The organism is Nonomuraea sp. NPDC050691 (assembly GCF_040654455.1).
GTDB lineage: Bacteria > Actinomycetota > Actinomycetes > Streptosporangiales > Streptosporangiaceae > Nonomuraea.
This window is the reverse complement of the sequence record NZ_JBFAIA010000002.1, coordinates 118,204-138,595: the sequence shown is the minus strand read 5'-3', so window position 1 is coordinate 138,595 and position 20,392 is coordinate 118,204. Positions and strand designations below refer to the sequence as shown.

Sequence of the window (20,392 nt, the reverse complement as noted above, 5' to 3'; positions counted from 1 at the left end):
CGAACGGACCTATGCGGGGATCAGCGTGGAGGGCCGGAAATCTTGAGATCTGCCCGGTGGAACTCGTTCTGGGTGACTTCCAGCCCGTGCTCCATGAGCGACTCGACCACGTCGGCGGCGCGGTCCACGAGGAAGGGCAGGTCCTTGCGCTCGGCGGTGGCGAAGTCGCGCAGCACGAAGGCGGCCGGGTCCATGCGGCCCGGCGGGCGTCCGATGCCGAAGCGGACGCGGAGGTAGTCGCGGGTGCCCAGCGACTTGGTGATCGACTTGAGGCCGTTGTGGCCGTTGTCGCCGCCGCCGAGCTTGGCGCGCAGCGCGCCGTAGGGCACGTCCAGCTCGTCGTGGACGACGATCAGGCGCTCGGGGCCGATCTTGTAGAAGTCGGCCAGGGCCTTGACCGGGCCGCCCGACAGGTTCATGTACGTGAGCGGCTTGGCGAGGATCGCGGCCCGCGTCTCCAGCACCTCGGCCCTGCTCTTGTGCGCCTTGAACCGCCCGCCGGCCCGCGCGGCCAGCTCGTCGAGCACCATGAAGCCGGCGTTGTGCCGGTTGCCGGCGTATTCGGCGCCGGGGTTGCCCAGCCCGGCGATGAGCCAGCGGTCCATGAAGTCTCCTCGGGCTCCAGTGGCCAAGACGCGGGAACGGGGCAGCGGTCTGATTGGCCGAGCTGCCGCTCGGCGTGCTGTGACGGATGTCCTCGCTGCGCTGCGGATCCGTCACAGCCCACCAGCCGCCCCGTGGTCCGGTGACTACTCGGCGGCCTCGGCGCTCTCGCCCTCGGTGGCGGCCTCGGCCACCTCGCCCTCGGCGGCCTCCTCCTCCGGAGCCTCGGTCGGCTTGGCGCTGACCTGGAGGATGACGGCCTCCGGGTCGGCGGTCAGCGTGGCGCCCTGCGGCAGCTTCAGCTCGCCGGCGGTGATGGCGGTGCCGACCTCCAGGCCCTCGACGTCGACCTCGACGCCGGTCGGGATGTGGGTGGCCTCGGCCTCGACGGCGACAGAGGTCATCTGAAGGTCGAGGATGCCCTCGGAGTTGACGTCGCCGACCGTGGTGACCGGGATCTCGACGGTGACCTTCTCGCCCCGCTTGACCAGGAGCAGGTCGACGTGCTCGACGAAGCCCTTGATCGGGTCGCGCTGGACGCCCTTGGGCAGGGCCAGCTCGTCGACGCCGTCGCCCTGGAGGCGGATCAGCACGTTGGGCGTACGCAGGGCGAGGAGGACCTCGTGACCCGGCAGGGTCAGGTGCTTGGGCTCGATGCCGTGCCCGTAGAGGACGGCCGGGACCTTGTCGGCGCGGCGGATCTTGCGGGCGGCGCCCTTGCCGAACGTGGTGCGGGACTCGGCGGCGATACGTACTTCGGACATGACATCTCCTAGGGATGCTTCGAGGATCGTCTGGGTGCGGCGCTCTCCCTCACCCGCCCTAGCGGAAGGCGTTACGAGCGCGACCAACCAATGCTACCGGCTTAAGTGTCACCCTCGAACAGACTCGTGACGGAGCCGTCGGTGAAGACCTCGGTGATGGCCCGGGCGATGAGCGGCGCGATGGACAGCACGGTGAGCTTGTCGAAGCGGGACTCCTGCGACAGCGGAAGCGTGTTGGTCACGATGACCTCGCTGATGCGGGAGTTCTTCAGCCGGTCGACGGCCGGGTCGGAGAAGACCGCGTGGGTGGCGGCGACGATCACGTTGGTCGCGCCCTGCTCGTACAGGGCGTCGGCCGCCTTGCAGATCGTGCCGGCCGTGTCGATCATGTCGTCGATGAGCACGCAGGTACGGCCCCGGACCTTGCCGACGACCTCGTTGACCTTCACCTGGTTGGCCACGTCGAGGTCGCGCCGCTTGTGGATGAACGCGAGGGGCGTGCCGAGCGTGTCGGCCCAGCGCTCCGACAGCCGGACGCGGCCGGTGTCGGGCGAGACGACCGTGGTGGTGGCCAGGTCGAGCTTGTTCTTCAGGTAGCTCTCCAGGACCGGCATGGCGAACAGGTGGTCCACCGGGCCGTCGAAGAAGCCCTGGATCTGCGAGGTGTGCAGGTCGATGGACATGAGCCGGTCGGCGCCCGCGGTCTTGAACAGGTCGGCCATCAGCCGGGCGGTGATGGGCTCACGTCCGCGCCCCTTCTTGTCCTGGCGGGCGTAGCCGAAGAACGGCATGACCACGGTGATGCGCTTGGCGGAGGCCCGCTTGAGCGCGTCGACCATGATCAGCTGCTCCATGATCCACTGGTTGATCGGCGAGGTGTGGCTCTGGATCACGAAGGCGTCGCAGCCGCGGACGGATTCGAGGTAGCGGGCGTAGATCTCGCCGTTGGCGAAGTCGACCAGCTTGGTCGGGGTGAGCGAGACGCCGACGTGCTCGGCGACCTCCTCGGCCAGCTCGGGGTAGGCCCGGCCGGAGAAGAGCATGAGGTTCTTCTCGCCAGGCTGCTTGATGCTCGTCATGCCCCACTCCCCTGCTGGTCCTGCTGCTCGGCCGGAGCCTGGCCGGCCGCCTGCTGCTCGGCCAGGGCGCGTTGGGCCGCCGCTGCCGACTTGGTGCCCGCGCGCCTGCGCAGCACCCATCCCTCGATGTTGCGCTGGCGGGCGCGGGCCACGCCGATCGCGCCCGGCGGCACGTCGCCGTCGATCACCGAGCCCGCCGCCGTGTAGGCGCCGTCGCCGACGGTCACCGGGGCGACGAGCATGCTGTCGCAGCCGACGAACGCGCCGTCGCGCACGGTGCTGCGGTGCTTGTTGACGCCGTCGTAGTTGACGAACACCACCGCGGCGCCGATGTTGACGTCGTCGCCGATCGTGGCGTCGCCCGCGTAGGACAGGTGGGGCACCTTGGAGCGCTCGCCGACCTGGGTGTTCTTCATCTCGACGAACGTGCCGGCCTTGGCGGCGCGGCCGAGGACCGTGCCGGGGCGCAGGTAGGCGTACGGGCCGACGCTCGCGCCGGGGCCGACGTCGGCGGAGTCGCAGACGGCGTTGCGCACCACGGCCCCGGCGCCGACCCGGGTGGAGGTCAGCGTGGTGGCGGGGCCGACCTCGGCGCCGGACTCGATGACGGTGCGGCCGTGGAGCTGGGTGCCGGGGTGGACGACGGCGTCGGGCTGGATCTCCACGTCGACGTCGATCCAGGTGCTGGCCGGGTCGACGACGGTGACGCCGGCGCGCATGTGGCGCTCCAGGATCCGCCGGTTGAGCACCTGGCGGGCCTGGGCGAGCTGGACCCGGTCGTTGACGCCCTCGACCTCGGCGAAGTCGGTGGCGGTGTGGGCGCCCACCCGGTGGCCGTCCTGGCGCAGGATGGACAGCACGTCGGTGAGGTACTCCTCGCCCTGGGCGTTGTCGGTGGACACCCGCTTGACGGCGTCGGCCAGCAGGGAGCCGTCGAAGGCGTAGATGCCGGAGTTCATCTCCTTGATGGCGCGCTGCTCGTCGGTGGCGTCCTTCTCCTCGACGATGGCGAGGACGCCGCCCGCGGCGTCGCGGACGATGCGGCCGTAGCCGGTCGGGTCGGGCACCTCGGCGGTGAGGACGGTGACGGCGTTGCGGTCGGCGGCGTGGCGGGCGAGCAGCGCGGCGAGGGTCTCGGCGCGCAGCAGCGGCACGTCGCCGTAGGTGACGAGGACCGTGCCGTCGATCGCGCCGGCCTCGTCGAGGACGGTGCGGACGGCGTGGCCGGTGCCTCGCTGCTCACGCTGGACGACGGCCAGCGCGTCGGGGCTGGTCTCGGCGAGGTGGGCGCCGACGCGTTCGCGCGCGTGCCCGATGACGACGATCAGCCGCTGCGGACCGAGGTCGCGGGCGGCGGCGAGCATGTGGTCGAGCAGGGCTCGGCCGCACACCTCGTGCAGGACTTTGGGGGTCTGGCTCTTCATCCGGGTGCCCTCGCCTGCGGCGAGGACGATGACGGCTGCCGGGCGCGGCACACTCACGGACTGAGGCTCCCTGTGGCTGGACGGTTCAGGGCTGGGCGCGGGCTACCGCACCGACACCCTCCCGACACCGCGAGGATACCCGCCCTGCCCCTGCTTCTCCCCGCAGGGGCATGCCTCAACGCTCCCGGAAGAGGACTCGAACCCCTACAAAGTGGACCAAAACCACTTGTCCTGCCGATTAGACGATCCGGGATTAATCAGACACCCATGGCATCCGACACACCTACGATACCGAGCCCGCACCCCGTCGCGCGCCCGCATCGGCAACGCGGGCCGCGCCGTACAGGATTGACGACATCCCGCCCGGGTAGGGCGTGCCACTAGCAGACCTACCTAAATCCCGCAAGGTACGGAATGCACTCAGGTCCGGCGATGAACCGTTGCCCATCCCACATTCGCGGCTTAGGGCTTCCTTACTTACGATGGCGTAGGTTACGGTTGCGTAGCCCGGACATTCATCCTCATACACGTCGTGAGAGGTAGCCCATGACCGTTGTCGCCGAACGCCCCACACCGGGACCGAAGCCCGACTTCGAGGAAGAGCCGCGGACCAAGGCGGAGCTTGTCACCTTCGCACTGGTGGTCGGCCTTCCCCTGATCGCGTTCGTGGCCGCCGTGCCGCTCGCCTGGGGATGGGGGCTCGGCTGGACGGACGTCGCGATCATGCTCGTCTTCTACGTCGTCTCGGGGCTCGGCGTGACCGTCGGGCTGCACCGCTACTTCACCCACGGCTCGTTCAAGGCCAAGCGGCCCCTGAAGATCGCCCTCGGCATCGCCGGCAGCCTCTCGCTGGAGATGTCCGTGCTCGACTGGGTGGCCACCCACCGCAAGCACCACAAGTTCTCCGACAAGGAGGGCGACCCTCACTCGCCGTGGCGCTTCGGCCCCGGCTTCAAGTCGATGGCCAAGGGCCTGCTCTACGCGCACATGGGCTGGATGTTCGACGCCGAGCGCGTCAACCGCGAGAAGTACGCCCCCGACCTGTGCAAGGACCCGGACGTGGTCAAGCTGCACAAGTGGTTCCCCGCGCTGGCGCTCACCTCGCTCCTGCTCCCGGGCGTGCTCGGCGGGCTGCTCACCTGGTCCTGGCAGGGCGCGCTGACCGCGCTGTTCTGGGGCTCTCTGGTCCGCATCGGCCTGCTGCACCACGTCACCTGGTCGATCAACTCCATCTGCCACGTGTTCGGCGAGGAGGACTTCCAGGTCCGCGACAAGTCCCGCAACGTGTGGTGGCTGGCGATCCCGTCCTTCGGCGAGTCGTGGCACAACCTGCACCACTCCGACCCGACCTGCGCGCGGCACGGCGCCCTGAAGGGCCAGATCGACCTGAGCGCCGAGGTCATCCGCGGCTTCGAGCGTCTGGGCTGGGCCTCCGACGTGCGCTGGCCGACCCCGGAGCGGCTGGCGGCGAAACGGCTTGCCTGACAGCGACACCGTGGTGACCGGTCTCGCGTCCGGCACCGCCATTATGGAAACCGTGACCGAACCCCGATCTCGCAGGCGCATGTCCGGAAGAGAGCGACGCGAACAGCTGATCCGGATCAGCCGCACCCTGTTCGCCGAGAAGGGGTTCGACGGGACCTCCATCGAGGAGATCGCGGCGACCGCCCAGGTCTCCAAGCCGGTCGTGTACGAGCACTTCGGCGGCAAGGAGGGCGTCTACGCGGTCGTCGTGGACCGCGAGATGCAGAAGCTGCTGTCCATGACGACCGAGGCGCTGTCCGCCTCCCACTCGCTGATCAAGCTGGAGCGGGCCGCCCTGGCGCTGCTCCAGTACATCGAGGAGAGCAGCGAGGGGTTCCGCATCCTCGTGCGCGACTCCCACGCCGCGTCCGGCACGGGCTCGTTCGCGAGCCTGATCAGCGAGATCGCGAGCCGGGTCGAGGACGTGCTCGCCGACGAGTTCGTCGCGCGCGGCTACGACCCGAAGCTCGCTCCCATGTACGCCCAGATGCTGGTCGGCATGGTGGCCCTGACCGGTCAGTGGTGGCTGGACGTGCGCAAGCCCGGCCGCGAGGAGGTCGCGGCGCACCTGGTCAACCTCGCCTGGAACGGCCTGACCGGGCTCAACCCCAACCCCGCGATCACGATGACGACCCGCGCGAACCCGAGCGTGGCCAAGCCGCCCTGGCCCAGCGACAAGGAGCTGCGCGAGCTGGAGAAGGCCCGCGAGAAGGAGCTCAAGGAGGCCGAGAAGGCGCGCCAGCGGGAGCTGCGCGAGGCCGAGAAGGCCCGCGCCCGCGAGCTGAAGGAGCGCGAGCGCCTGCTCAAGGAGGCCGAGAAGGAGCAGGAGCGGCTGCTGAAGGAGGCGGAGAAGGCCCGCGAGCGCGAGGAGAGGCTGCGCCTGCGGGAGGCCAAGCTCGCCGAGCGCGCCGCGCTGCTGGGGCAGGGTGAGGAGACTCGGCCTGGAAGTCTTGACCAGCAAGAATAGGTCGTTGCCGAGTAGTTAACGTTCTGTTCAGATAAATGGGGCATATTTCACGTATGTCCGTGGAACCGCTGCGCCCGGAAAGCGATCTAGCCCTGCCTCACGAGAGGTTCCTCAACCGCGAGGAGAGCTGGCTGCAGTTCAACGAGCGGGTGCTGGAGCTGGCCGAGGACTCGTCGATCCCGCTCCTCGAGCGGGTGCGCTTCCTCGCCATCTTCGCGAGCAACCTCGACGAGTTCTTCCGAGTACGGGTGGCCGGGCTGAAACGGCGCATGGCCACCGGCCTGCTGCTGCGGACCAGGAGCGGGCTCAAGCCCCGCGACGAGCTGGTCCGCATCGCCGCCATCGCCGGCGACCTGGCCAAGCGGCACGCGACGCTCTTCCACGAGACGATCGTGCCGCGCCTGGCGGCCGAGGGCATCGAGATCGCCCGTTGGGAGGACCTCGGCCGCGAGGAACGCACCGAGCTGCGCAAGCTGTTCAGGGAGCGGATCAGGCCGGTCCTCACGCCGCTGGCCGTGGACCCCGCCCACCCCTTCCCGTACATCTCGGGCCTCAGCCTCAACCTGGCCGTCGTGGTGCGCAACCCGGCGACCGACCACACCGTCTTCGCCCGGGTCAAGGTGCCCTCGCAGCTCCCCCGGTTCGTGCAGGCGTCGCCGAGCCGGTTCGTGCCGCTGGAGGACGTGATCGCGGCCCACCTCGGGCAGCTGTTCAAGGGCATGGAGATCGTCCAGCACCACGTCTTCCGCGTCACCAGGAACGAGGACCTCGACGTCGACGAGGACGTCACCGAGAACCTCATGCAGGCCCTGGAGAAGGAGCTGCTCAAGCGCCGCTTCGGCCCGCCCGTGCGGCTGGAGGTCGAGGACACGATCACGCCCGAGGTGCTGGAGCTCCTCGTGGACGAGCTGGGCGTGGCGCCGCACGAGATCTACCGCATCGCCGGGCCGCTGGACCTGACCGGCATGCACGCCATCGCCGACCTCGACCGGGGCGATCTCGGCTACCGGCCGTTCGTGCCCGCAGAGGCCGTCAGCGCCGACGACGACATCTTCAGCGTGCTGCGCGAGCGTGACATCCTGCTGCACCACCCGTACGACTCGTTCTCGACCAGCGTGCAGCGCTTCATCGAGATGGCAGCGGCCGACCCGAGGGTGCTGGCCATCAAGCAGACCCTCTACCGCACCAGCGGCGAGTCGCCCATCGTGGACGCCCTCATCGACGCGGCCGAGGCCGGCAAGCAGGTCGTGGTCGTGGTCGAGATCAAGGCCCGTTTCGACGAGCACGCCAACATCTCCTGGGCCCGCAAGCTGGAGCGGGCCGGCTGCCACGTCGTCTACGGCGTCGTCGGGCTCAAGACCCACTGCAAGCTCGCCCTCGTCGTCCGCCAGGAGCCCTCCGGGGAGCTGCGCCGCTACTGCCACATCGGCACCGGCAACTACAACCCCAAGACCGCCCGGCAGTACGAGGACTTCGGCCTGCTCACGGCCGACCCGCTGGTCGGTGAGGACGTCACCGACCTGTTCATCCACCTGACCGGCTACTCCAACCACTCGGCCTACCGCCGGCTGCTGGTCGCCCCGCACTCCCTGCGCGGGGGGCTGCTGGCCAGGATCGAGCGGGAGATCGCCCACCAGCGGGCCGGCCGCCCGGCGCGCATCAGGATCAAGACCAACTCCCTGGTGGACGAGCCGATCATCGACGCCCTCTACCGCGCCTCGCGCGAGGGCGTGCCGGTGGACCTGTGGGTGCGCGGCGTGTGCATCCTGCGGCCCGGTGTCCCCGACCTGTCCGAGAACATCCGGGTCAGGTCGATCCTGGGCAGGTTCCTTGAGCACTCGCGCGTGTACGAGTTCGGGCTGGGCAGGAGGCCCGAGGTGTGGATCGGCAGCGCCGACCTGATGCGCCGCAACCTGGACCGCCGGGTCGAGGCCCTGGTCAAGGTCACCTCGTCGCAGCAGAAGGCGTACCTGATCGACCTCATGGACCGGGCCATGGCCGACACCACCAACGCCTGGTGGCTCGACGGCGACGGCAAGTGGGTCCACCATCCCGGCGAGGACCTGCAGAACCACCTCATCACCTCACGCCGCTGGAGGACCGTTGACGACTGACGACCGCCTCCGCGCGGCCGGCGCCGTCGTCTGGCGGGGCGACCCGGCCGCGCCCGAGGTCGCCGTCGTCCACCGCCCCCGCTACGACGACTGGACGTTCCCCAAGGGCAAGCTCAAGTCCGGCGAGCACCCCGTCGCCGCCGCCCTGCGCGAGGTGCGCGAGGAGACCGGCCTGACGGTCGTGCTCGGCCGCGCTCTGCCGCCGGTCCACTACCTGCTCGGGGGCCGGGTCAAGCGGGTCGACTACTGGACGGCCCGGGTCGCGGAGCAGGGGGCGTTCGAGCCGGGCGACGAGGTGGACGAGCTGCGGTGGTTGCCGGTGGACGAGGCGCGCTCGCTGCTCACCTACGAGTGGGACACCGGCCTGCCGGCCGCGCTCACGGCCGCGCCGCTCGCCACCACGCCTCTCGTTCTCATACGGCACGGCACTGCCGGGTCGCGGCGGGAATGGGAGGGCGACGACGCCCTGCGCCCGCTCGACGCCGACGGCCGCGCCCAGGCGGTGACGCTGGCCCGGGTGCTGGCCGCCTACCGTCCCGCGGAGGTGGTCAGCTCGCCGAGCCTGCGCTGTGTGCAGACGGTCGAGCCGTACGGCGCCCCGGCGCGGCTGGAGCCGCTGCTGAGCGAGGAAGGCCAGGACCCGGAGAAGACGTCCGCGCTGGTGGCCGCGCTGCGCGGGCCGGCGGCCGTGTGCAGCCACGGCAAGGTGCTGCCCGAGCTGATCCGGCGGCTCAGCGGCGAGGAGGCCGAGCTCGACAAGGGCGAGCTGGCCGTGCTGCACCGGGCGGAGGGACAGGTGGTCGCCATGGAGCGCCACACCACCTGATTCACCCGGTCACGGGGCCAGCTTCTTGACCGCCTTGCGGACCTTCCTGGACGTGCGGCCCCACACCGCGGGGAAGTCCTTCAACGCCTGTTCGGCACCGGTGCGCTCCATCCCGATCAACACGCCGTAGGTGAAGGTGTCCTCCCCCGCCTCGCGGGCGGTCATCGCCTCCTTGGCCAGCGTCTCCTGCGCCACCACCGCGTCCTGGTGGGCGCCCAGCGCCTCCTGGACGCCCTCGGCCAGCTCGCCGAGCCGCGCCGCCCCGGGGCCGAGGACGTCCCGGAGCGCCTCGGCGGTGTAGCGGGCGCGCTTGGCCGCCTTGCGCACGTCGTGCATGGCCGTCTCGTGGCGCTCCGGCTCGGCGATCTCCTGGGCCGCGTCGTACCTGCGCACCACCCGCTCCCAGTTCGCGGCGGCCACGGCGGGCAGTTCCCGCGCCGCCGGCCTGGCCGCGCGCCTGCCCAGCTCGGGCGCCGCCGTCAGCTCCTCCAGGGCGTCGAGCAGCAGGTAGTAGCGCTCGCCGCTCAGCGCCTCGCGGATCCGCCCGTACGCCTCCGCCTCGCGCTGGCGCAGGCCGTCACCGAGCCTGGCCTGGACCGGGCCGGTGACCAGTTCGGGCGCCAGCCCCGAGAGCTCCCCGGCGAACCGCGCCCGGATCACCTCCAGGTCGCGGGCCTCGCCGAGGACCAGGCCGAGCCACCTCAGCTCGTCCTGGATGTGGGCGGTGTTGCCCACGATCTTCTTGAACGCCTTGAGCACGCTGCGCAGGCGCCGGGAGGCGACCCGCATCTGGTGGACGGCGTCCTCCTCCGCGAGCCGTACCCGGGGGTCCTGCGCGAGCAGCGCGCCGACCTGGGAGGCCAAGTAGCCGGCCACCACCTCGCCGGCGCTGCCCGGCTCGGTCTCCGCCCGGCGCGGCGCGGGCACGTCGAGGAGCCTCAGGAGCTTGCTCGACGCCCCGGCCGGGGTCGCGCCCGCCCTGCGGAGCCGCTTGCCGACCTTGGCGAGCACCCGCGCGTCGCCGTCGAGCAGCTCCGCCTCGACCTCGCGCCAGCGGACGATCCGCGACCGCTCGCCGAACACCGTGCCCTTGACGCGGTCGTCGGCGACCTCCACCAGGCGTCTGTCGCCCTCGCGGACGACCGTGACGCTCCTGCGGGTCTCCAGCTCGGCCACCGCCTGGAGCGACGCTCCCCGCGTGTAGCCGCGGACCAGCTCGCACAGCTCGTCCGGCACGACCCTGATGCTGCGGGTGAGGGGGCGATGGATCTCCTGGCGGGCGCCCTTGGCCTTGGGCAGCTTGAGGTGCCATCCGGCGTCGTCCCCGCCTCTGCGGCGTCTGAGGGTGACGCCGTGGGCGGCCAGCCGCAGGTCGGGAGTGTCGTAGTAGAGCGCCACGAGCGTGTGGCTCCTGGGCCCCACCACCTCGCCGACCCGGCTCAGGTCCGGAATCGTGTAGTCGGGGGGAACGTCGAACTTGTCCTCGATCTCGATGCCCACCGCACCTCACAAAGGTCCTGGTATGTAACAATCATGCCACTGTGAGGTGGAGGATCGGCTACTGGCCTCTGTGGGCCACCACGAAGATTCTCCGGAACGGGAACGGCGTCCCGTACTCCCTGGCCGGATAGGCCTCGATGAGCCGCGGCGCGAGGTCGTTGACGAAGGCGGCGTGCTCGCTCGGGTCCAGCCGGTCGAAGACGGGCCGCAGGGCGGTGCCGGAGATCCAGTTGAGCACCGCGTTCTCGCCCTGGAGCACGTGGATGTACGTGGTCTCCCAGGCGTCGACCTGACAGCCGAGCCGGGTCAGCAGGTCCAGGTACTCGACCGGGTCCCCCACCCCGCCGGCGAGATCGAGGCCGCTGAGCCGTTCCGCCCAGCGCGGCGAGGCGCACACCTCGCGGATCGCCGCGTAGCTGGGCGCCTCGAAGTTCCCCGGCACCTGGAAGGCCAGCCAGCCGCCCTCGTCGAGCGCGTCCACCCAGTGTTCGAGCACGTCACGGTGCTCGGGCACCCACTGGAGCACGGCGTTGGACAGCAGGACGTCCACCGGGCGGTCGGGCCGCCACATGGTCACGTCCGCGACGGCGAACCTCGGCGCGCCGTTCAGCTCCCGCGCCTTGGAGATCATCGCCGGGGACGAGTCGAAGCCCTCCACGGTGGCCCCGGGCCAGCGGCGGGCCAGCTCCAGGGTGAGCTCGCCGCTGCCGCACCCCGCGTCCACGACGTACTCGGGCTGCTCGGCGCCCACACGGGCGAGCAGGTCGCGGAACGGGCGTGACCGCTCGTCGGCGAACCTGGCGTAGGTTGCGGGATCCCAGATATCTCTTGACATAAAGATAATTGATATCGAGACACATATCTCGATGTCAAGACAGTACACTCGGTGTCATGACGCAGGACGCGCAGGACGAGGTGGACCGGCTCGTCACGGCCTGGCGGGCCGAACGGCCCGACCTCGACGTCGAGCCCCTCCAGGTGCTCTCCCGCGTATCGAGGCTGGCCAAACACCTTGACCGGGCAAGACGTGCCGCGTTCGCCGAGCACGACCTCGAACCGTGGGAGTTCGACGTGCTGACGGCGCTGCGCCGCGCCGGCAAGCCGTACGAGCTGAGCCCGGGGGCGCTGCTGCGCGCCACGCTGGTCACCTCCGGCACGATGACCAACCGCATCGACCGCTTGGCGCAGGCCGGGCTCGTCGTCCGGCGGCCCGACCCGGAGGACCGGCGGGGGGTGCTCGTGTCGCTCACGCCGGCCGGGCTCGACCGGGTCGACGCCGCGTTCGCCGGGTTGCTGCGCAGGGAGCACGAACTGCTGGCGGGGCTGGGGGCGGAGGAGCAGCGGGCGCTGGCCGGCCTGCTCCGCACCCTCCTGGCCCCGTTCGACTCCTGACCGGCCCCGCGGGCCGGCCGCCCCTGGGTGAGCGGCTCAGGCGCCTCGCTTGAGCGGGCCGGTCGCCTCGCTTGAGCGGGTCAGTCGCCGAGGCGGTCGGCGACCTCCAGCCAGGCGGCCTCGACGGTGTCCTTCTGGGCCAGGACGTCGCGCAGCTCCGCGTCCAGGGAGCCGAGCCGGGCGTAGTCGGCCGCCGCCTCGGCCATGGCCGCGTGCAGCTTGGCCTCCTGCTCGCCCAGCTTGTCGAGCTGCCGTTCGAGGCGGTTGAGCTCCTTGCGCAGCTCCCGCTCCTCCTTGGCCGACAACCCCGTCTCGTCCTGGGTCGGCGCGTCCTTCGCCGGGCTGTTGAGGGTGTCCTTCGCCGGGCTGTTGACGGTGTCCTTCCCGTCCGGGGCGGTGGCGCCGGAAGCGGTGCGGGCCGTCAGCGCGGCACCCGCCGCCCGCCGTTCCAGATACTCGTCCACCCCGCCCGGCAGCATCGACAGCCGCCCGTCGCCCAGCAGTGCCACCGCGCGGTCGGTGACGCGCTCCAGGAAGTAGCGGTCGTGGCTGACCAGGATCAACGTGCCCGGCCAGCCGTCGAGCAGGTCCTCCAGCTCGTTCAGCGTCTCGATGTCGAGGTCGTTGGTCGGCTCGTCGAGCAGCAGCACGTTCGGGTCGTCCATGAGCAGCCGCAGGAGCTGCAGCCGCCGCCGCTCGCCGCCCGACAGGTCACCGACGACCTTCCACTGGGCGTCGCCCTTGAATCCGAGGCGTTCGAGGAGCTGCGAGGCCGACCACTCCTTCTTGCCGACCTGGATGTACTTGCGGATCTCCTCAACCGTCTCCAGCACGCGCCGCGACGGGTCGAGCTCGGCCAGTTCCTGGGACAGGTGCGCCAGCCGCACCGTCCTGCCCCGCACGACCCGGCCCGAGTCGGCCTCCACCGTGCCGGCCAGCAGGCGCAGCACCGAGGACTTGCCGGAGCCGTTCACGCCGATCAGCCCGATGCGGTCGCCCGGCCCGAACTGCCACGTGGTGCGGTCGAGCACCAGCGGCCCCGCGCCGGGCCCGCCGGCGTGCAGGGTGACGTCCTCAAGGTCGTACACGGTCTTGCCGAGCCGCGCCGTGGCGAACTTCACCAGCTCGACGCTCTCGCGCGGCGGCGGCTCGTTCGCGATGAGCGCCTGGGCGGCCTCGATGCGGAACTTCGGCTTCGACGTGCGGGCGGGCGGGCCGCGCCGCAGCCAGGCGATCTCCTTGCGCATGAGATTCTGCCGGCGCTCCTCGGCGGCCTGGGCGATGCGCGCCCGCTCGGCCTTGGCCAGCACGTACGCGGCGTATCCACCCTCGTAACGCTCGACCCGGCCGTCCACGACCTCCCAGGTGCGGGTGGACACCGCGTCGAGGAACCACCGGTCGTGCGTGACCACCACGAGCGCGCTCCTGCGCCCGGACAGATGCGCCGCCAGCCAGGCGATAGCCTCGATGTCGAGGTGGTTGGTGGGCTCGTCCAGCATGATCAGGTCGTGCTCGTCGATGAGCAGCCGGGCCAGCGCCGTGCGCCGCCGCTCGCCGCCGGACAGCTCGCCCGCCTTCGCGTCGAGGTCGAGGTCGCCGATGAGGTTGGCCAGGATCTCGCGTACGGCCTGGTCACCGGCCCACTCGTGCTCCGCGCGGCCGCCGAGCACGATCTCGCGCACCGGCATGCCCGGGTCGAGGTCGTCGCGCTGGGAGAGATGGCCCACACGCAGGCCCCGCGTGTGGGTGACGCGGCCGCTGTCGGGCTTCAGGGCACCGGCGATGACCGACATCAGCGTGGTCTTGCCACCGCCGTTGCGGCCGACGACGCCGATGCGCTCGCCGGCGCCGACGCCGAGGGAGACGTCGGTGAGGAGCGGCTTGGGGCCGTAGGCGTGGGAGACAGACTCGAGATTGACCAGATTCATGGCCACACCAGCGTATCGGCCCATACGGGCTACCGATCCAGCGCGCCCGTGACTTGGGGCGGCCAGGTGGTGACGCCTGCCTGAGATGCCACCGAGCCGACGTACTCGTGCGCTCGTGGACGCGGCTTCACGCTGGGCGGTGTTCGCGCGGACGCGGCCTCACGCTGGGCGGTGCCCGCGCGTGACCTCACGCCGGGCGCTGGGCGCTGTTCGCGTGGACGTGCGCGGCCTCAGGAGGGGCGTGGGCCCGGGACGGGGCCGTGGGCGGCGAGGGCCGTACGGCAGGTGGGGAGCTGCGACAGCGTGTCGGCCAGGCGCTGGGCGTGGTCGGCGTCGCCGGCGAGGAAGGCGCAGGTAGGGCCAGAACCGGACACGAGGGCGCCCAGGGCGCCGGCCGCGCGGCCCGCCGCCAGGGTGTCGCTCAGGTCGGGGCGGAGGGAGAGCGCAGCGGGCTCGAGGTCGTTGCCGAGCTGGGCGCCCAGCGCCTCGGCGTCACCGGTGCGCAGCGCCGCCAGCAGCGGCTCGCTCAGCTGCGGCCACGGCACCTCCGTGCCGGCCGCCTCACGCAGCCGGTCGCACTCCGCGTACACCTTGGCGGTGGACAGGCCCCCATGGGCCACGGCGAACGCCCAGTGGAACTGGCCGCCCGTCGGCGCGTCGCTCAGCCGCTCGCCCCGGCCGGTGCCGACCGCCGTCCCTCCCAGCAGCGAGAACGGCACGTCGCTGCCCAGGTCGGCGGCGATCTCCATGAGGTCCTCCACCGGCAGGCCGAGACCCCAGAGCTCGTTGCACGCCACCAGCGCGCCCGCCGCGTCGGCGCTGCCCCCGGCCATGCCGCCGGCCACCGGGATGGACTTGTGGATGACGAGCTGGGCTCCGTAGGTGCGCCCGGCGTGCTTGGCGAGGGCGCGGGCGGCCTGGATGGCGAGGTTGCCGTCGTCGACCGGCACCTGGTCGGCCCAGTCGCCCGCCACCGACACGGTGATGGACTCGGACTCCTTGGCGACGACCTCGTCGAAGACGGACACGGCGTGGAAGACGTTGACCAGGTCGTGATAGCCGTCCTCGCGCAGCGGCCCCACGGACAACTGGACGTTGACCTTCGCTGGCACCCGTACGGTCACCGAACTCATGAATCTTCTGCCACTTTCATCGCCTGCCGGGAAGGACACCCGATGGTATACGGGTGCGTAGCCCGGTCACGCGGTTCTCCGGGAAGTGACCGGGGCGCTCCCCGCGGACTGTGCTGCATTGTACGGTTATGTGCTGAACTGGGGTTTTGTGAGCCGAGGCCACCGCGAGACGCCGCCCCGGCGCCCCGGGCTGATGGCGACGCCCGGCCCCGGCGCCCCGGGTCCCGGCTCAGCGCCGAGCGGCCCTCAGGGGCACTCCGGTCGAAGTGGTCGAGGAGGAACGGATGGAAGAGACGATCGCGGCGGCGAGTCCCGAGAAGGCAGCGGCCATGCCGGCACCCGACGCGACCACACGACCGAACCGCGAAGCAGCGGCCGTGCCGGCACCCGACGCAACCGCACAACCGAACCGCGAAGCAGCGGCCGTGCCGGCACCTGACGCCACCACACGACCGAACCACGAGGCAGCAGCCGCCCGCTCAGCCGTACAAGCCCCCTCCCCCTCCCCCGACACGATCCCGACATCGGCGACCGGCACGGCCGGGTTCGATGTGACGGTCGTGGAGGTGCCGCAGTGGCGCGGCTCCGGGGCGCCCACGGCCGAGCGGCTGCGCGAGGGCGCGAAACTGCTGGCCGACATGGTGCCCGCCACTCACCGCGTACGCGTGGAGGTGGATGATCACGAGCTGCCGGAGACGGCGGCGCGGGTACGGTCGGCGGTGTCGGCGGCCTCGGCGTCCGGCGGGTTCGTGGTCACGGCGGGAGGCGACTGCGGGGTCGAGCTGGAACCCGTGGCGGAGGCGCTCCGGCGTCACGGCGACCGCCTGGTGGTGGTGTGGTTCGACGCGCACGGAGACCTCAACACCCCGGCCACGTCGCCGTCCGGCGCCTTCCACGGCATGGTCCTGCGGGCGCTGACGGGCGAGGGCCCCGCCGGCCTGGTGGCGGACGAGCCGCTGGACCCGCGCCGGATCGTGCTCGCCGCCGTCCGCGACCTGGACCCGGGCGAGACCGCGTTCATCCAGGCCACGGGCATCCAGCAAATCACCGGCCCGGACCCGGCCGCCCTTACGGAGGCGATCACCTCAGCGACCCCCGACATCGTCTCGTCTCTCGCCGACCACGCCTCCCCGGTCCCCGGCATCGTCTCGCCTTTCGCCGACCACGCCTCCGGGGTCCCTGGCGGCACCTCAGCGCCCCCCGCCCCCAACTCCCCGTCCCCCGACCACGCATCAGCGACCCCCACCAGCACCCACCCGTCCCCCGACCACGCCTCCCCCTCCTCCGACCGCACATCCCCGCCTCCAGGCCGTGCCTCGGCGGTTCCCGGCCGTGGCAGTCGGGGGCAGGGGCCGGCCGTCTACATTCACATCGACCTGGACGTACTGGATCCTCGGATCTTCACCAGCGTCGGCTCCCCCGCCCCCGGGGGACTCGAGCCGGACCAGCTTCTCGCCATGGTCAAGGCGGCAGCGGACCGCTTCGAGATCGTCGGACTCGGCATCACCGAGTACGAGCCGTCCCGGCCCGAGGACCAGGCCCTCCTCACGCCCCTGGTCCAGAGGTTGGTGGAGGCGTGCACCAGTCGGAGGACGTGACACCGCCCCGGGGAACGATCGGGGCCACACCCACAGGCCCCCTCTGAGCCACTGGAGAGGCCGCGTCGGCTGGGAGTGCGGGCACGAGCCGGGCAGAGCTCGCCCGGTCATCGGGAGAGCCTGCCCAGTCACACTGCGAGCTTGCCCAGTCGCCGGGGGAACGTACTCGGTCAGTCGTCGGTGTCGAGGCGGGCGTGCATGTGCATGTCGTGCCAGCCGTCGGCATGGAGCGCCTCACGGCGTTTGACGCCCTCCAAGGGGAAGCCGGCCGCCTCCGCCACCCGGCACGACGCCGGATTGGCCGTGGAGTGGTTCAGCTCCATACGGTGAAGCCCGAGCGCGGTGAAGGACCACGCGGTCACGGCTGACAGCGCCCGCGGGGCGATACGACGGCCGCGCGCGGCCGGTAACACCCAGTACGACACCTCGGCCACCCCGTCGCGAAAGTCCAGCCGGCGCAGGCTCACCTGGCCGACGACCTCCCCCGCGTCCACGACGGCCCATCCGGCGCCGGTCTCCTGGCGCCAGCGGCCTGGCCAGGAGTGGATCCAGTCCCGGGCCTCCCCGTCGGTCATGGACCGGCAGTGCCAGCGCTGGATGGCCGGATCGGCGTACCCCGTCAGAACAGCAGGCCGGTCCGACTGCTGCCACGGCCGCAGCAGAACGCCTGCGGCGTCGATCGTGGGCTGCGCGAGCGTCGCCATCCTGCCGACCGGCAACGAAGGTTGAACGAGCAAGGGCACGCGCCGATTATCACGGCGAGCGTCCTGTCCCGGTACGACTTCCTCCGGCCGGTGAGCGGGTTGCCGCCTCCTCCAGGCACACAAAGGTTGACGACGAGTGCGACCTCGGCGCTAGGCGGGCGCAGGAACGCAAAGGTGAGGACGATCACGATTTCGGCGGGTATGTGTCGCGCGGAATCCCGGCCAGGGTCTTCGCTTTGAGCGTCGTGGATTAGCCGGGGCGTACGGCGCCTCGGTAGCGGGGGCGGTAGTGGGGCGAGTTCAGGAAGCTGGTCTTGCGTACGACGTCTCCTGTTTTCGGGGCGTGGATCATGATGCCGTCGCCGAGGTAGAGGCCCACGTGGGTGGGGTCGCCCGTGCCGCCGCCGAAGAAGACCAGGTCGCCCTTGCGCAGGGCGGTCACCGGCACGCGGCGGCCCTGGCGGAATTGTGTGCCGGTGTAGTGGCCCAGCTTCACTCCTGCCTTGGACCAGGCGTACAGGGTGAGTCCGCTGCAGTCGAAGCCTGTGGTGCCGGAACCCCTGCCGATGCCCCTGGTCGGGCCTGCGGAGGAGCCGCCGCCCCAGGAGAACGGGGTGCCGAGTTGGTCGAGGGCGGCCGCTATGGCGATTTCACCACTGTTGTGGGGGTCTCTGCGGTCTGGCTTGGGTCCGTGGTCGGACTTGGCTCCGTGGTCTTGGTTGTCGGTCTTGGTGTCTGCGGGCTTGGCGGCCGGCGGGGCATGCCTACGGGGATTCTCGGTCGGTGGGGGGCTTGGCATTTCAGGGGTGGGAAGGGGGTCGGGAAAGGGCGGGTCGTAGGTCGGGTGGATGGGAGGTGCGGGTGGCTGGGCTTTGGGGGTTTCAGGGCGTTGTGGGGAGTGGGGGTACTCCGGAGCTTCCTCGGAGAGGCTCCGCGAGAGGGGCGACGGCCTCCAGGAGGTGGTGAGGCCCTCCTGGCGTGCGGCCAGGAGGGGCCACAAGGGCCACCGGGCGAGAGGCGCAGGGGTCGGGGTCGGGTGGGTGATGGTGATGCCTGCGCGGGCGAGTGCCGCAGTCAGAGGCGGCCTTTCCTCACACGCCTGTGGAGGGAGGGTTACCACCAGGCGCACCTCGCCCCTGGCGAGGCTGCCGGGGCGGGCTGCGAAGAGGATCGGTTGTCCGGCGCCCTTGGGGTGGCGGGGTCTCCTGGACAGGGCGCCGAGGCGGGTCAGGTGCCGGTCGTTCAGGAGCCGGGCGTACGTCTTGGAGAGCGTGACCGCGCCGAAGCAGGGGGCGGCGGTCGTGGGCGTGGCGGACGCCGGTCCTGGCAGGACGGTGAGGCCGGCGAACACGCCGCCGCCGATCGTGAGCGAGGCGCGGCAGAGCAGGGAAATGGGGCGGGGGGACATGGGGCCTCCAGTGCCGTCGATGGGTGGAGGCCTCAGGATCGTCTCGGGGGTGGTGGGACTGGGGGACCGAACGGGGTTCTGTGGAAAAGCGGCTCGGTGGGTCGTGTCTGTGGAAAAGCACTCCGGCTTGGGGTCTGGTGGGTGTTGCGGCGGCTTGGGTCGAGGTGATGAGTGGCGGGGTCAGGGGAGGGGTTGAGGCTCGGTTGGCGCTCGGGCTGGTTATTGGGGGTCGGGCTGGGCTGGGGATGAGTCGCGGCACTGGTCAGCGGAGCCTCACGGGTCGGCGCCTCTGCGGCTCCGGGTGGGGAGGCATTGGCGCTCAGGTTGAGGGGATGCGCGGCGGCTCAGGGCGAACGTGTTGCAGCCGGCCCAGGAGAACGGTGTTGCGGCTCGGCCCAGCAAAGTGGGACGCTCCCCGGCGGGCGAGCGTCACGGCGGGGTGCTGTTCGGCTCGATGGTCGCGGGGATGGCGGGTCGCCGGGTGCGAGACGTCACGGCTCCGGCTTGTGTTCGGCGATGCGGGCGAAGGCGTGGATGTCGAGTTGTTCGCCGCGTGCCGACGGGTCAACACCCGCTGCCCTCAGGGCCGTCTCCGCCGCCGACGGGCTCCCGGCCCACGACGACAGCGCCGCCCGCAGTGTCTTGCGGCGCTGGGCGAACGCGGCGTCGATCACCGCGAACACCTCCTGCCGCGACGCCTTCGTGGCCGGCGGGTCGCGTCGCACCAGCGAGACCAGACCGGAGTCCACGTTGGGCACCGGCCAGAAGACCGTGCGGCCCACCGGGCCCGCCCGGCGGACGTCCGCGTACCAGGCGGCCTTCACCGACGGCACCCCGTACACCTTGGAGCCAGGCCCCGCCGCGAGCCGGTCGGCCACCTCCAGCTGGACCATGACGAGGCCCTTCGCCAGCGACGGCAGCGCCTCCAGCAGGTGCAGCACCACCGGCACCGCCACGTTGTACGGCAGGTTGGCCACCAGCGCCGTGGGGGTGTGGCCGCCCAGGTCGGCGAGCGAGACGCGCATGGCGTCGGCCGCCACCACGGTCAGCTTGTCGCCCAGTCCGCGCTCCTCCACAGTGACCGGCAACTGGGTCGCCAGCACGGGGTCGATCTCGACGGCCACCACGTGCCGGGCCGACGGCAGCAACGCCAGGGTGAGCGACCCGAGGCCGGGTCCCACTTCGATCACCACGTCTTCCGGCGACAGGTCCGCTGCCCGTACGATGCGCCGGACGGTCCCCCCGTCGATGACGAAGTTCTGTCCTAGCTTTTTCGTAGGACGAAGATCTAGCTTGTCCGCCAAAATACGTATTTCTGTTGGGCCCAACAGCCTCATCATCCAACCAGTCTCCCGCATCGAAGAACGTGAGATGGCGTACGGGGGGACCACAGGGGAGGATGGCGTGGAACAGGAAGGGACATCCCTC

General features: G+C 71.2%; 17 protein-coding genes and 1 tRNA gene. 6 read left to right on the top strand and 12 right to left on the bottom strand.

The genetic code is table 11. The annotated features are described in order from the left end of the window. Positions 1–20: 20 nt before the first annotated feature. The 5 genes from pth to AB0H81_RS01575 form a co-directional block, all read right to left on the bottom strand. Positions 21–605 carry an aminoacyl-tRNA hydrolase gene (gene pth / locus AB0H81_RS01595; protein ID WP_358367672.1) on the bottom strand — a complete coding sequence of 195 codons (585 nt, stop codon included), beginning with the start codon at positions 603–605 and terminating at the stop codon, positions 21–23. 144 nt (positions 606–749) lie between these two features. Beyond that, entirely contained in the window at positions 750–1,367 is a 618-nt protein-coding gene (locus tag AB0H81_RS01590) for a 50S ribosomal protein L25/general stress protein Ctc (protein WP_358367669.1), read from the bottom strand. A gap of 101 nt (positions 1,368–1,468) precedes the next feature. Beyond that, positions 1,469–2,446 (bottom strand): ribose-phosphate diphosphokinase, encoded by a 978-nt coding sequence (locus AB0H81_RS01585; RefSeq protein WP_358367667.1) that lies wholly within the window; start codon positions 2,444–2,446, stop codon positions 1,469–1,471. Then, entirely contained in the window at positions 2,443–3,927 is a 1,485-nt protein-coding gene (gene glmU, locus AB0H81_RS01580; RefSeq protein ID WP_358367664.1) for a bifunctional UDP-N-acetylglucosamine diphosphorylase/glucosamine-1-phosphate N-acetyltransferase GlmU, read from the bottom strand. The genes AB0H81_RS01585 and glmU overlap by 4 nt, the downstream gene beginning before the upstream one ends. 124 nt (positions 3,928–4,051) lie before the next feature. Further along, positions 4,052–4,123: transfer RNA gene (locus tag AB0H81_RS01575), tRNA-Gln, on the bottom strand. A 293-nt stretch (positions 4,124–4,416) separates the two neighbouring features. On the opposite strand from AB0H81_RS01575, the gene AB0H81_RS01570 reads away from it, so the two are divergent. From AB0H81_RS01570 to AB0H81_RS01555, 4 genes are all read left to right on the top strand, one after another. Continuing rightward, a complete protein-coding gene (locus AB0H81_RS01570) occupies positions 4,417–5,355 on the top strand; it encodes an acyl-CoA desaturase (protein ID WP_358367662.1) in 939 nt (312 codons plus the stop codon). 79 nt (positions 5,356–5,434) lie between these two features. Continuing rightward, positions 5,435–6,361: a TetR family transcriptional regulator gene (locus AB0H81_RS01565; RefSeq protein ID WP_358367659.1), complete on the top strand. Its 927-nt coding sequence runs from the start codon at positions 5,435–5,437 to the stop codon at positions 6,359–6,361. 53 nt (positions 6,362–6,414) lie between these two features. Then, the gene (locus tag AB0H81_RS01560) at positions 6,415–8,475 is read left to right on the top strand and encodes an RNA degradosome polyphosphate kinase (protein ID WP_358367656.1); all 2,061 of its coding nucleotides are present in this window, start codon (positions 6,415–6,417) and stop codon (positions 8,473–8,475) included. Next, on the top strand, positions 8,465–9,301 hold the full coding sequence (locus tag AB0H81_RS01555; protein ID WP_358367653.1) for an NUDIX hydrolase: 837 nt from the start codon (positions 8,465–8,467) through the stop codon (positions 9,299–9,301). Before AB0H81_RS01560 ends, AB0H81_RS01555 begins: the two co-directional genes overlap by 11 nt. A 9-nt stretch (positions 9,302–9,310) precedes the next feature. On the opposite strand, the gene AB0H81_RS01550 is transcribed toward AB0H81_RS01555, so the two are convergent. Both AB0H81_RS01550 and AB0H81_RS01545 read right to left on the bottom strand, forming a co-directional pair. Continuing rightward, positions 9,311–10,801, bottom strand: coding sequence for a CYTH and CHAD domain-containing protein (locus tag AB0H81_RS01550; RefSeq protein WP_358367650.1), 1,491 nt, complete (start codon positions 10,799–10,801; stop codon positions 9,311–9,313). A 58-nt stretch (positions 10,802–10,859) separates the two neighbouring features. Next, positions 10,860–11,636, bottom strand: coding sequence for a trans-aconitate 2-methyltransferase (locus AB0H81_RS01545; protein ID WP_358367647.1), 777 nt, complete (start codon positions 11,634–11,636; stop codon positions 10,860–10,862). Positions 11,637–11,692: 56 nt separating this feature from the next. Between AB0H81_RS01545 and AB0H81_RS01540 the strand changes: the two genes are divergently transcribed. Next, complete coding sequence (locus tag AB0H81_RS01540; RefSeq protein ID WP_358367644.1) at positions 11,693–12,193, top strand: MarR family transcriptional regulator; 501 nt, start codon at positions 11,693–11,695, stop codon at positions 12,191–12,193. An 80-nt stretch (positions 12,194–12,273) separates the two neighbouring features. On the opposite strand, the gene AB0H81_RS01535 is transcribed toward AB0H81_RS01540, so the two are convergent. Then, positions 12,274–14,121, bottom strand: coding sequence for an ABC-F family ATP-binding cassette domain-containing protein (locus tag AB0H81_RS01535; protein WP_358367642.1), 1,848 nt, complete (start codon positions 14,119–14,121; stop codon positions 12,274–12,276). Between the two features lie 230 nt (positions 14,122–14,351). Next, positions 14,352–15,254 (bottom strand): 4-(cytidine 5'-diphospho)-2-C-methyl-D-erythritol kinase, encoded by a 903-nt coding sequence (locus tag AB0H81_RS01530; protein WP_358367639.1) that lies wholly within the window; start codon positions 15,252–15,254, stop codon positions 14,352–14,354. Between the two features lie 425 nt (positions 15,255–15,679). Here AB0H81_RS01530 and AB0H81_RS01525 point away from each other — a divergent pair, with 425 nt between their 5' ends. Beyond that, a complete protein-coding gene (locus AB0H81_RS01525; protein ID WP_358367637.1) occupies positions 15,680–16,852 on the top strand; it encodes an arginase family protein in 1,173 nt (390 codons plus the stop codon). A gap of 170 nt (positions 16,853–17,022) precedes the next feature. On the opposite strand, the gene AB0H81_RS01520 is transcribed toward AB0H81_RS01525, so the two are convergent. The 3 genes from AB0H81_RS01520 to rsmA form a co-directional block, all read right to left on the bottom strand. Then, entirely contained in the window at positions 17,023–17,595 is a 573-nt protein-coding gene (locus tag AB0H81_RS01520) for a GNAT family N-acetyltransferase (protein ID WP_358367634.1), read from the bottom strand. A gap of 211 nt (positions 17,596–17,806) precedes the next feature. Beyond that, entirely contained in the window at positions 17,807–18,355 is a 549-nt protein-coding gene (locus AB0H81_RS01515) for an NlpC/P60 family protein (RefSeq protein WP_358367631.1), read from the bottom strand. A 1,100-nt stretch (positions 18,356–19,455) separates the two neighbouring features. Beyond that, positions 19,456–20,322 carry a 16S rRNA (adenine(1518)-N(6)/adenine(1519)-N(6))-dimethyltransferase RsmA gene (rsmA, locus tag AB0H81_RS01510; RefSeq protein ID WP_358367628.1) on the bottom strand — a complete coding sequence of 289 codons (867 nt, stop codon included), beginning with the start codon at positions 20,320–20,322 and terminating at the stop codon, positions 19,456–19,458. Between the last annotated feature and the right edge of the window lie 70 nt (positions 20,323–20,392).